Source organism: Rhizobium sp. NFR07, assembly GCF_900111905.1.
In the GTDB taxonomy this organism is placed as follows: Bacteria; Pseudomonadota; Alphaproteobacteria; order Rhizobiales; family Rhizobiaceae; genus Neorhizobium.
Genome location: NZ_FOKM01000018.1, coordinates 69,414 through 81,226, shown reverse-complemented (window position 1 = coordinate 81,226; position 11,813 = coordinate 69,414). Strand labels below are relative to the sequence as shown.

13 protein-coding genes are annotated in these 11,813 nt (G+C 59.7%); 6 read left to right on the top strand and 7 right to left on the bottom strand.

Annotation, left to right across the window (positions count from 1 at the left end):
* Positions 1–70 precede the first annotated feature (70 nt).
* The 3 genes from BM216_RS28215 (at position 71) to dinB (ending at position 2,236) form a co-directional block, all read left to right on the top strand.
* Complete coding sequence (locus BM216_RS28215) at positions 71–331, top strand: hypothetical protein (protein WP_093002899.1); 261 nt, start codon at positions 71–73, stop codon at positions 329–331.
* A 79-nt stretch (positions 332–410) separates the two neighbouring features.
* Positions 411–1,088, top strand: a complete 678-nt coding sequence (locus BM216_RS28210; RefSeq protein ID WP_093002897.1) for an SOS response-associated peptidase — start codon at positions 411–413, stop codon at positions 1,086–1,088.
* Positions 1,089–1,123: 35 nt separating this feature from the next.
* Positions 1,124–2,236: a DNA polymerase IV gene (dinB, locus tag BM216_RS28205; RefSeq protein WP_093002975.1), complete on the top strand. Its 1,113-nt coding sequence runs from the start codon at positions 1,124–1,126 to the stop codon at positions 2,234–2,236.
* A 369-nt stretch (positions 2,237–2,605) separates the two neighbouring features.
* Here dinB and BM216_RS28200 read toward each other — a convergent pair whose 3' ends face one another.
* The 6 genes from BM216_RS28200 to BM216_RS28175 all read right to left on the bottom strand — a co-directional run bounded on the left by BM216_RS28200 (position 2,606) and on the right by BM216_RS28175 (position 7,482).
* Positions 2,606–2,752 carry a DUF1127 domain-containing protein gene (locus BM216_RS28200; RefSeq protein ID WP_003551724.1) on the bottom strand — a complete coding sequence of 49 codons (147 nt, stop codon included), beginning with the start codon at positions 2,750–2,752 and terminating at the stop codon, positions 2,606–2,608.
* Positions 2,753–2,923: 171 nt separating this feature from the next.
* Positions 2,924–3,907, bottom strand: coding sequence for a 3'-5' exonuclease (locus tag BM216_RS28195; RefSeq protein ID WP_177230951.1), 984 nt, complete (start codon positions 3,905–3,907; stop codon positions 2,924–2,926).
* 575 nt (positions 3,908–4,482) lie between these two features.
* A complete protein-coding gene (locus tag BM216_RS28190) occupies positions 4,483–5,196 on the bottom strand; it encodes an SDR family oxidoreductase (protein ID WP_093002895.1) in 714 nt (237 codons plus the stop codon).
* A gap of 55 nt (positions 5,197–5,251) precedes the next feature.
* A complete protein-coding gene (locus BM216_RS28185) occupies positions 5,252–5,929 on the bottom strand; it encodes a peroxiredoxin-like family protein (RefSeq protein ID WP_093002893.1) in 678 nt (225 codons plus the stop codon).
* An 81-nt stretch (positions 5,930–6,010) separates the two neighbouring features.
* The gene (locus BM216_RS28180) at positions 6,011–6,781 is read right to left on the bottom strand and encodes an enoyl-CoA hydratase/isomerase family protein (protein WP_093002891.1); all 771 of its coding nucleotides are present in this window, start codon (positions 6,779–6,781) and stop codon (positions 6,011–6,013) included.
* Between the two features lie 68 nt (positions 6,782–6,849).
* Positions 6,850–7,482 carry a glutathione S-transferase family protein gene (locus BM216_RS28175; protein ID WP_093002971.1) on the bottom strand — a complete coding sequence of 211 codons (633 nt, stop codon included), beginning with the start codon at positions 7,480–7,482 and terminating at the stop codon, positions 6,850–6,852.
* 146 nt (positions 7,483–7,628) lie between these two features.
* On the opposite strand from BM216_RS28175, the gene BM216_RS28170 reads away from it, so the two are divergent.
* The gene (locus BM216_RS28170) at positions 7,629–8,504 is read left to right on the top strand and encodes a LysR family transcriptional regulator (RefSeq protein ID WP_093002889.1); all 876 of its coding nucleotides are present in this window, start codon (positions 7,629–7,631) and stop codon (positions 8,502–8,504) included.
* A 194-nt stretch (positions 8,505–8,698) separates the two neighbouring features.
* Here BM216_RS28170 and BM216_RS28165 read toward each other — a convergent pair whose 3' ends face one another.
* Complete coding sequence (locus tag BM216_RS28165) at positions 8,699–9,649, bottom strand: LysR family transcriptional regulator (protein WP_093002887.1); 951 nt, start codon at positions 9,647–9,649, stop codon at positions 8,699–8,701.
* A gap of 116 nt (positions 9,650–9,765) precedes the next feature.
* Between BM216_RS28165 and BM216_RS28160 the strand changes: the two genes are divergently transcribed.
* Both BM216_RS28160 and BM216_RS28155 read left to right on the top strand, forming a co-directional pair.
* Positions 9,766–10,302 carry a hypothetical protein gene (locus BM216_RS28160; protein WP_093002885.1) on the top strand — a complete coding sequence of 179 codons (537 nt, stop codon included), beginning with the start codon at positions 9,766–9,768 and terminating at the stop codon, positions 10,300–10,302.
* 12 nt (positions 10,303–10,314) lie between these two features.
* On the top strand, positions 10,315–11,301 hold the full coding sequence (locus tag BM216_RS28155) for an NAD(P)H-quinone oxidoreductase (protein WP_093002883.1): 987 nt from the start codon (positions 10,315–10,317) through the stop codon (positions 11,299–11,301).
* Positions 11,302–11,813: the final 512 nt, after the last annotated feature.

Genomic DNA, 11,813 nt, shown 5'->3' with positions numbered 1-11,813 from the left:
TCGATTCATCAAGCACATTCAATTCGATGCTGAATGTGACGAAAAATATCGTGGATGAGAAAACAGAGATATGCCCGGCCTGCTGACGCTCAGAGATTTCAAGGGACCGGTGATTACGGTTCAATGCAAACCGTGCGGGCAACAGGGCGAGCTTGATCGCAAGGCGTTGGTGAAACAGTTTGGCGCCAGCATGCGTTTTGTGGATCTGCGCCGTCGTATGGCGATGGGTTGCGACAAAATGCACTGTTCTGACGGGCAGGATAGATGCGGGACGGGATTTCCCTGTTTGCTGGAGGCGGCCGTGGTTTTTGAGCTGCAGAAGCCCAGGTGATCGCTGGAGCTTTCGAAGCTTGATTGCGTTCCGAAAGGGTCGGAAACTTCGCTTTGACCCGCATTGTAGGAGGACGGCAATGTGTAACCTCTATAACGTGACGACCACACGCGACGCGGTTCTGCAATTTACAAAAGCGTTCCGGGATCGAGCCGGCTGGAATGAAGCCTCCTTCGATGTTTATCCAGGCTATCTGGCGCCGATTGTCCGCGCCGCCGAGGACGGCCAACGCGAGATTGCCCGGGCGACCTGGGGAATGCCCTCGCCGCCGGCCTATGTGAAAAACTACGATCCCGGCGTCACCAATATTCGTAATGTGAGTTCGCCGCACTGGCGGCGCTGGCTCGGCCCAACCAGCCGCTGCGTCGTTCCGTTCACCTCCTTTGCCGAGCCCGACCCAGCCAGCAAGGTGGAAGGCGGGCGCGTACCGAACGCCTGGTTCGCCGGCAATGAAGATCGGCCGCTGATGTTTTTCGCGGGCTTCTGGACGCCCTGGAAAGGCGTGCGCAAAGTCAGGGATGGCGAGCAGGAATACGAACTGTTCGGGTTTCTGACGACATCGCCGAACGAGGTCGTTTCTCCCATCCATGAAAAGGCTATGCCGTCGATTCTGACCACGCCTGAAGAGGTCGACACCTGGCTGACAGCACCGTGGGATGAAGCCCGCCACCTACAGCGTCCGCTCCCGGGCAACATGTTGGTCATCGTGCCGCCACAGGCCAAACCGAAGCCGGACGAGGAAGGTCTGTTGCTTTGATCACCAGCATCCAGCACGACCACAGCAGTCACGAAATTCCGACTTACCATGTGGGAACTGACGTCACGGGGAGTGTGCAACCTGTGCGCAAAATCATCCATGTGGACATGGATGCCTTTTATGCCTCGGTCGAGCAGCGAGACAACCCGGCGCTACGCGGCAAGCCGCTGGCAGTTGGGGGCTCGGCCGCACGTGGCGTTGTGGCGGCAGCGAGTTATGAGGCCCGTGTATTCGGCGTGCATTCGGCCATGCCGTCGGTCACCGCCAAGCGTAAATGCCCGGATCTGATTTTTGTGCCGCCGCGCTTCGACGTCTATCGGCAGGTCTCGCAGCAGATCCGGGAAATCTTTGCCGAATACACGCCGCTGATCGAACCGCTGTCGCTGGATGAGGCCTATCTCGATGTCACCGAAAACCTGAAGGGCATGGAGATTGCCACCGAGATTGCACTGGAGATCAGAGCGAAGATCAAGGCGGTCACGGGCCTCAACGCGTCGGCCGGTATCTCATACAATAAGTTCCTGGCCAAGATGGCGAGTGACCTGAACAAGCCGAACGGCCAGGCGGTCATTACGCCGAAGAACGGCCCGGGTTTTGTCGAAGCCCTCCCCGTCAAGAAATTCCATGGTGTGGGGCCGGCAACCGCCGAGCGGATGAAACGGCATGGTATCGAGACTGGTCTTCACCTCAAGTCAAAGTCGCTGGCCTTTCTTCAGCAGCATTTTGGCAAGTCCGGTCCGTATTTCTACGGCATTGCCCGCGGGATCGATGAACGGCGCGTCAAACCCGACCGGATCCGCAAATCCGTTGGCGCCGAGGACACGTTCGTTGAGGACATCAACGATCTCGATCTGGCCAAAGCCGAGCTGCGGCCGCTGGCCGAAAAAGTCTGGCGCTATTGCGAGGCGCACGACATCTCGGGAAAGACCATCACCGTCAAAATCAAATATTCGGATTTCAGCCAGGCGACGCGCAGCAGAACCGTGACGGGATCCGTGTCAGACATCAACCAGATCCTGGAAAATGCTGAGACCCTGCTTGCCTCGGTGTTCCCGTTCAAACGGTCTGTGCGGCTATTGGGGATTACCCTGTCATCGCTCAACACCGAAGAGAGCGGGCAAGAGCCGCAGCTCGCGCTCGGGCTCTGATACCACGGTCCTGAAAACGAAAAAGCCTGCCGCGGGAGGAGGTGCGGCAGGCTTTCCGAAAACAACCAAACAGCAACTGGGAGGAGGAGTGCTGCTGTTCCGACAGACGCCCCTTGGGAGGAGGAGTGGGCCGTCTGAAATCGAAGCTCTGCGGGAGGAGGTACATCACTTCGATGAATACCAAGGTACCAGTTTCCGCCGCACACGAAACAGACTTTGCTGCAGTGCAGCTATGCAAGGGACGCAAGGGACGCAAGGCCATTTTGCGGCTTTAGAAGTCCCGAACAAGTCCCGGGGTGGGAGAGCACATGCAAAAACGCCCGCGTCATCAGCGGGCGTAGCATCAGTTCGACAAGTTGGAAAAGCCGCTTAGCGGGCGACCGACTGGCGGGCAACGCTGTGGATGTCGGCGCGATTGATACCGAGGTCCTGCAGTTCGCGCGAGCTCATGCGGCCGAGTTCGGTGACGGTCTGACGGTACTTGCGCCAGTTGTTGAAGGAGCGTGCCACGTTCATGATGATCCCCTTTCGTGAGGTCTCTTGACGCCAGCAACCATGCCTTGGTTCCAACGTCGTTTCGATGTTTGCAATATAGGCTCTTGGCCGTCGGTCGATAAGGCACAAGGTCTCAGGTCGGCCATGCGTCCAAAGCATGGATCTTCTCGGAGGCTGATCAAAGCGATAACATCACGCCCGGAAACGGTCGAAGGCAGTCAGGCGTTTGATCGGTGGATCGGCATCGGGATATCGGTAGATTTCGGCCCTGAGATAGCGCAGCTCATCATCGAGCGCTTCCTCGCCCACCTCGATCCACCAGGATTTGGGACGGCCGTCACTTCCATCAGACCAGCGATAGCCTCGCGCCTTCAAATGATCCTTCATGTCGAAGGGACTGTTCTCGGCAAAGATCCGGACACGCGACCTCTGGCTTGCCTCATAAAGCTCAGCGAAAGCGGTGGACGCCGATCCATCGACTTGCCCGGCGAGAACCTCCAGGAGCGCAAAACAGTCATCGACGGCGCGATGACCCTCATGAAAATATCCCGCTTGCCCGATCAGGTAGCCGAGCTTGGTTCCTTCATAGCCACGCGACGACCAGTCGATCTCGGAGTTGGAGCACGCCCAGGCCTTGCCGGAAAACAAGTGAGAAAACGCCTCGCAGAATGGCCGGTCGAAACCGGCATTGTGGGCGATCAACAGATCCGCTGGTTCGATCAGCGCCTTTAATGCAGCGATATCGATCGATTGCCCGGCCACCATCTCGTCGGTGATACCGGTGAGGCTGATAATGTCGGAAGGAATGGAGATGCTCGGCTGCTGAAGCCCACCGTAGACCCCGGTGACGTCACCGATGTTTCCTGTGGCATCGAACGTGAAAGCGATCACGCCAATTTCGATGATCTCATCCTTGCGTGCATTGAGGCCCGTGGTCTCGGTATCGAGAATGATGCCCTTGAGCGGGAATTCTGGCCGTGGGAATGGCGCGACTGCGCGCGGCACCAGTTTCGTGAGAACACGGTAGCGACCCGTCTGCGAGAGATGCCGGACCATGTCCTCTTCACTTATGAGGACGCCAGGCTGTTCACGCTTGGTGAATCCGGAAGCAGTGCTACGCGTGAGCACCCGGTCGCGCGGAACCTGTTCCGAAAACATGTCGAACTGTTCTGCCATTCTTGCCGTCATCATCCTGCCGCGGGTGCCCATCTTCAAAACACGGCAGGACTGGCAGATCAACCTTGTTGGTGTAAGGCGTCAACAACAGCCTGGCGGTCATTGACAACAGAAGCGCCGCTTCAAGTTATGATTGATTTCGGTTGTTACGAGTGCGCCCAAACAGGAAATGGGCATACCAGCTGTAGCGGGCACTGCGGAAGCCGTTCGCCTCCCGCAAGACCGGTTAAAAGGGTTGCCGCAGGAGGTTCAGCATAGCGGCGGCAAAGCCGGAACCGGGACCGACTGCCCCCGGCGAGCGGGGCCGCTTTGAAACAGCGTTTGCCGCCAGGCCGTCTATAGCCCCTTGGATGTGAACATCGATGATGGGGAGTCATACCAGCCACCCCGCCATTCCGTACAGCCTCCGAAACTGGACCACTCAACAAGCCAAGGGGTTGGGTTTCACGATGGCGGTTTGGGTCCGGAGGAGACTCACCGCTTCTGGAGTTTGATACACGGGAGCGGTCATTTAGCGGTCGTGTGCCGATCTCCGGAGCCCGTCCGAAGCAAGGACGGCACCGCTAGCAATCGTGCTACAGTGCAGACTTCCCGATCGAGGCTCCGCCATCGACGTGCAGCGTCTGCCCGGTGATGAACGCGGCATCGTCCGACAGCAGAAATTCAATCGCAGCAGCGAGCTCATCAGGTTGGCCGAACCGGCCCATCGGAACGCCGGAGAGGTATCGCGCCTCGCCTTCGCTGCCGATCGGATTGTTGGCCCGGAACAGTTCCGTTTCGGTCGGCCCGGGCGAGACGGCGTTGACCGTGATGCTGGTCTGGGCGAGTTCGAGCGCCCAGCTTCGCGTAAAGCTGACGAGCGCGGCCTTGGCGGCGGCATAGCTTGTCCGTTGTACGCTGCCGAGAACGGTGAGACTGGAAATATTGACGATGCGGCCCCAGCCGCGTGTGCGCATGCCGGGCAATGCGGACTGTACGGACATAAGAGCAGGATGCAGATTGACGCGCATCACCTCTTCAAGGGTTTCGATGGCGATGTCGCCAAGCGGCGCGGCCCTGACCAGCCCGACATTGTTGACCACGCCATCGACGTTGCTTTCCTTGACGATCCTGGCCAGTTCGTCGTTGGCGCTGCGCTCGGAAAGATCGAGAGTATGTAGCTGGCCAGGAAAGGCGTCTGTCGGGTTGCGGGCAATGCCGATGACGGTATGGTCGCGGGTGGCAAGACGATGGGCCAGGGCGAGACTGATGCCCTTGCTTGCGCCGGTGATCAGAAAGGTTCTCTTCATCGGGAAAATCCTCTGGCCCTGCCTCAAGGAAGCAGGGCCTCATGGGTTGAATGGATCAGGCGGCGGCGCGGCTGGCTGCAAGGCGGAGCGCCGGCAGCATGTCGTCCGGTTCCGGACGGCGGGTGTAGTCCGGGTTCACCTCCGCGTAGAGGATCACGCCATCTTGGCCGACGACGTAGCGGGCCGGCATGGGCAACGTCCAGCTCGGATCGCCGTTGAAGGCCGGAAGGTCGTTCTTCAGCGACTTGTAGAGCTCGACCAGGTAATCCTGCATCTCGAAGCGCAGGCCGAAGGCGGCGGCCACCTCGTTGTGCGGGTCCGACAGGATCGGGAAGGTCAGGTTGTTCTGGCGCATCGACTTGCGGCTGTTGACAGGGTTCTGCGGCGAGATGGCGACGAGTTTCGCGCCGAGCGCCTCGAACTGTGGAAGCGTTTCCTGGAGCGCCTGGAGCTCCATGTTGCAATAGGGGCACCAGACGCCGCGGTAGAAGCTGATCACCAGCGGGCCGCGCGCCAGAAGGTCGGTCGACGAAACCGTCTTGCCGTCAGGATCTGCGAGGCTGAAAGCCGGCAATGTGTCGCCCGCCTTCAGGGCCTGCTCGGCTGCGCCGGATGCGATCAGTTCGGCGGTGGCGCGGCGCATGGTTTCGATGACCGAAGAGGGTACGTTGTAAGGCGGCTTGCCTGCTTCGAAGTCGGCCTTAAAGGCATCGAGCTTGGACTGCAGTGTCATGATTTTACTCCTTGCGTTCTGAAATTTGTGCGTGTCGAGCCTCAGAACTCCCTCTGAAGCTCGGTGATGAATGGGGAGTAATCAGCCGTTGGCAGCCATGGAGTGGGCGACTTCGGCGGCGCTGATGCCTTCGAGAGCCAGGCCATAGCCCGCGCCTTCGTCGATGATCCGGCGCAGCTTCTGCGTCAGCGCAATGCGGGTATAGCGGCTCGTCAGCGGCGGAAGGGCGGCAATGCCCTCGGCAATCTCACGGGCACGGGCGAGCAGTTTGTCGGCCGTCACGATCTCGTTGACGACGCCCCATTCCTTGGCCGTTTGCGCATCCAGTATCTGCCGGGTCAGGATGAAATAACGGCCGCGGACTGACCCGATCACTTCCGGCCAGAGCAGGTTGACGCCGTCGCCCGGCACGATGCCGAAATCGAAATGCGGCTTGTCCTGGAAGACCGTTTCCGGCGTGGCGAGGATGATGTCGGTCAGCAGCGCATATTCCGAATGCAGGAGGACGGGACCATTGAGCGCGGTGATCATCGGCACCTCGATGTCGAGGATGTTCATGAGAACCTTCTTGCCTTCGCGCAGGATCTTGTCGTAGCCGCGCGGCGAGAAGAAATCGAAGCCGTCAGGATTGATCGCATCCATGAAGGCATCGCCCGAGCCGGTCAGGATGACGACGCGGTTGTCGGCGTCGGAACCGACCTGGTGGAAGAGATCGACGAACTGCTCATGGGTGTGGCCGTTGAAGACGAGCTTGCCGCCGTCGGTATGGAAGGCGATTTCGAGGACGCCGCTTGGCGAACGAGTCAGGCGGGCATTCGGGAAGTTGTTCTTGTAGGTATCGAAACGGGACATGGGGATACTCCTTTGTGTTGCGGTCTTGCTGTTGGGGTTGAAGAGGAAGCGGGACAGGAAGCGCATGGTCAGGCCGCGGAAGTCGGAGCTTCGACCAGCGCCTCGACGCGAGCGATGGCGCGCTGGACGGCGGGGCGGGCGGCCACGGTCTCGTACCAGCGGGAAAGGTTCGGGCGCTCGTCGAGCGTCAGGCCAGGGAATTGCCGGCGCCACAGCCAGCCGAAATGGGCGATGTCGGCGATGGTGAAGGCGTCACCGGCCATGAATGCCTGATCGGCAAGCTTCACATCGAGAAGGCCGAGGATGCGTTCAGCTTCGGTGCTGAAGCGCGCTTCGGCGATCGGCTGCGGCTGCGGCGAGGAGCGCTTGAAGAAGCCGGCATTGCCGAAGGCGGGGCTGAGGGCCGAGGCGTGGAAGAAGAGCTGCTCGAACACCCGGGCACGGGCGGCGCCACTCTGCGGCAATAGCTCGCCGGTCTTTTCCGCCAGATGAACGAGGATCGCGGCACTTTCCGTCAGCACGAAGCCGTCGTCCACCAGGACCGGCACCTTGCCGTTGGCATTGAGCGAGAGAAATGCTGCATCTTTCTGTTCGCCCTTGCGGACATTGACAGCCTTCAGCTCGTAGGCAAGGCCGAGTTCCTCAAGCGCGATCGGCACCTTGACGCTGTTGGGGGTGGCAAAGGCGTAGACTTCGATCATGTTCGTCTGCATAGGTTCATGTTCGTCTGCATAGGTTCATGTTCGTCTGCATAGGTTCGTGTTCGTTGGAGAGAGTTATGCCCATTCCCGGATGCTTGCGGCAGGCGGCTTGACGCGATTATGCTTATTCTAATGGAGAATGAGCAATGGACAGACTGCAGGCGATGACCACGTTCGTACGGGTGGTGGAAACGGGATCATTCTCACAGGCCGCCCGCCAGATCGGCGTCGGCCAGCCCGCTATCTCGAAGACGATTGCGCAACTGGAGGAGCGACTTCAGGTTCGCCTGCTCATCCGGTCGACGCATGGCCTCTCGCCAACCGACGCCGGGGTTCGTTTCTACGAACGGGCGAAGGCGGCGATCCATGAAGCGGACGAGGCGGAGCTGGAAGCCAAGGGGGCCGGCGCTGGACTGTCGGGCCGACTTCGCATCTGCGCCGCCACGACCTTTGCGAGGCTCATGGTCATTCCGCGCCTGTCGGAGTTCATGGCGATGCATCCCGATCTGGACGTGGATATCGTTCTCGACGATCGGGTGATCGATCTCGTGTCCGAAGGCATCGACATCGCGCTGCGCATGGGTGATCTCGCAGACTCGTCGGCCGTAGCCCGCCGACTTGCCACTGGCCGACGGTCGGTGGTGGCGACCCCGGCCTATCTTGAAAAGCACGGCGTGCCACGGGTGCCCGCTGATATCGCCGCCCATCAGGCGGTGGTTTATACCCAACTCGGCAGGAGCTGGACTTTTCGAAGGGATGGAACCGAAGCGTCCGTCGCCGTCTCCGGACGGGTTCAGTTCACCGCTGCCGAAGGCATTCGCGCGGCGGTCAAGGCCGACATGGGGCTTGCCGTTACCTCCGACTGGATGTTCTGGCCGGAACTGGCAAGCGGCGAGGTTACGCGCGTGCTTGACGACTGGGAGCTTCCGGACATCGACCTCTGGGCGGTCTTTCCCACCGGGCGCCTTGCAAGCGCCAAGGCGCGGGCGTTCGCAGACTTCGTGGAGCGTGTCGTCGGGTAGGTCAAAGCTCCCAGTGGCGCGGGTTTACCATTTCGCTGAAAATGCAGAGAGGTCGGCTTTCCGGACATACACTGCACGCAGGCTGCAGCGGAAATGAAGGTGCATTGCCGTCATTGAGCATGACGCAGAACCGAGTTTTCAGCTCTTGATGAGAATCGAACCGTCACTCGACAAGTTGTGGGAGCACTGGCTTCCTAAGCATTTGATTTGTCGACCGTTGCTATTCCCACATCAACCCACCGCGGCGGTGCGCCAATATGGGCCTTGAGTGCTTCCGTAAACGCCCTGACCTTGGCGGACGGCACCTGGAGAGCACGCAGGAGATAGATGCCTGACGATCGCTCGTTCCATCGCTCGCCGCGGAGCTTCAGCCGGATGAGATCACCTGCCTGCGTGGAGGGTCCCGAAACCCAGCTTGGCAAAAAGGCCACCCCCATACCGGAGATCGCGGCGCTATTTAGCGCTTCAAAATCATCGGACCGGAAAGCCACCTGTTTGCAGGCCTCACCGGCGGAGCTTCCGAGAATGTCAGACCATCCGAGCAAATCATTGCCATGGAGCTTGTCGAGAAGGCGATGATGGATGAGCGCATTCTCGTCTCCCGGCTCGCCATGCTGCTCGACATAACCAGGGCTCGCCACAAGAATGCGGTCAAGTGGAGCAAGCTTCGTGGCAATCAGGGAGCTGTCCGCAAGCTCCCCCATCCTCACCACGAGGTCGAGCCGTTCGGCCACGGGATCAGCCAGCCGCTCGGTAAGATCCAGCTCGACATGCAGGCCCGGGTAATCCTGCGCTAGTGATGCCAGAACAGGAATAACATAGCGTTTTCCGAAAGTCGGGAAACAAGCGATCCGCAGCGTGCCGCTGACCGCACTATCGAATGCGGCAACCTCGGCATGGGTATCGGCCAGATCATCGAGCAGGCGCTGGGCGCGTTCAAAGAGGTGACGGCCCGCGTCCGTCAATGACAGTGCCCGTGTCGAGCGAACAAGGAGAGTAACGCCCAGGTCCTGCTCGAGCGCATCGATCTGTCGAACGACAGCCGAAGGCGTGACAGCTCTATGCCGAGAGGCCGCCGAGAAGCTCCCAGTGCGGACAACGTCGACGTAAACGGCAAGATGTTCGGCGAACCGTGGGCCTCTCATCTTTGCCTACAGCGCAAAACCGTTTCGACCATTCAGTTCGTTATCATCTGCGGGCATCCGGAGCATTTTCCTTCTCGTCAACGGGCGGTCGCCCAACAAACAGAAGGAACACTCCAATGGTCAAGGTCCTAGATACAATTCTCTCCCAGTCCGCCTATTCCGCAGAGATCGACGTTCCGCTCGAAAAGATCGACATTGCCGACTGGCTCTTCACCCTGCCGGAAGCCGAATACCTGCGATGCTGCTCGCCTGATCACATTGCAGCCGGGGTCACATGGACCGACGACGGTCGTCGCATGTCGATCAATGTTGAGCAGATCGGTTCGGGCCTCGTCGTGCAGCATTATGTGGCCGAGGTCGCCGAGCCTGCCTACTGCCGCATGAACTCGATCTCCGATGTCTTCACGGCCAACGGCCGGACCCAGGTCAATGTCGTTTGGGAACTGATTGCCGAGAAGATCGGCGATGGCAGGACCCGCTATACCAACAAAGTTACCGCCCATCCGACGGATGTGTTCATGGCTTTCCTCAGCGAGCACAGCATCAAGTTCGAAGATGCTGCAGCAGCCCGTCAGGCCGCAGGCGGCGACCACAACAGTCGTGAGACGCCACTCTTTGCTGCAAGCATCGCCCGCCGGGCCCTTTCCAAGTAAGGAGATATCCAAATGAAGGCGATCATCTTCGATGACTTCGGAGGCGCGGATGTTCTGCGCCTCGCCGATGCACCCATGCCCGAATTGCGCCCAGACGATCTTCTGATCAAGGTCATGGCGGCCGGTGTCAACCGCGCCGATCTTCTTCAACGCGAAGGCGTCTATGGCTCGCAAAGCTACGGAGACAGCCCTATTCTCGGGCTTGAGGTCGCTGGCGAAGTCATGGCCACTGGAGACACCGTTAGTGGTTTTGCTGTCGGAGACCGTGTCATGGGCATCGTTGGTGGGGGTGCATATGCCCAGTATGCGCGCCTCGATAGTGGAATGGCAGTTGCCATTCCGGCCGGCTTGTCCTTCATGGAGGCTGCCTCAGTCATGGAAAGCTTCGTAACGGGCTGGGAGGCGCTTACCCATCTCGGACAAATCGCAAAAAGCGAGACCGTTCTCATTCATGCTGCTGCAGGCGGCATCGGATCGGCGGCCGTCCAGCTTGCGAAAGCGGCAGGAGCAACCGTGCTGGCCACCGCTTCGGCAAGCAATATCGACAACGTGCTTTCGCTGGGCGCCGAAGCCGTCTTCGATTATCAGCGGTCGGACTTCGAGGCGGAGGTCGTCGATACGACGGCGTCTCGCGGGGTCAATCTGATCATCGACTTTGTCGGCGGGTCCTATCTCGCCCGCAACATTCGTAGTCTTGCTCCTGGTGGTCGGCTTGTCCAAGTGGGCCTGCTGGGGCGCGATGACAACGCCATCATTCCACTCGGCGTCGTTCTTCACAACCACCTGCGGCTGATCGGAACGGTCATGAAGTCACGGTCGAGGGCGGAAAAGAGAGCAATGGTCCAGCGCTTCACGGAACAGGTTCTGCCGATGATGGGACAAGTGCTTAAGCCGGTCATCGGAGCGGTATATCCGCTCGCAGCTACATCGGAGGCCCATCGCCGAATGGAGGCTGGCGGGTTGTTCGGGAAGATCGTTCTGACAGATTTTCCTGACTGACGCAGGCACACGGGAGCGTCCGACCAATCGCCTTGAAGGGGTACGAACCGTCGGCAGCGTTATTTTCGAAGCAGCGACACTGATTACCCTTGAGAACCCCTACTGATCGATATGCGCTGCACTGACAGCCAATTTCGTCATTTCGGAATTAAGTTAACGCGCTTACGGCCGGCGCGAGTGCGTAATCGGCGCCTGCCCGGAACCGAATGCCGCTCCGGAGCCCGCGGACTTACTTTTCTTACACTTTGTCCCAGGGAGGGGTTGGTTGTGAAAAGATTGCCAGTTGCAGCGGTGCAAATGGCAGGCTAAAGCGACAACGATCGCGGCCCCGCGAATGGTGCCGCGGTCGTCCATGCCCAAGGCTTTTCCCCGTTCTTCAAGCGACATGAACCGTTAGACTGGACGCAACCTCGGCGCTTAGCGGCGTATTGCGGATGGGGCTATTAGTTGGGTTCAGCGTACCTTAGCGGTACGTTGTGCCACGACTGTGGTCGATGCCAATCCATGACACG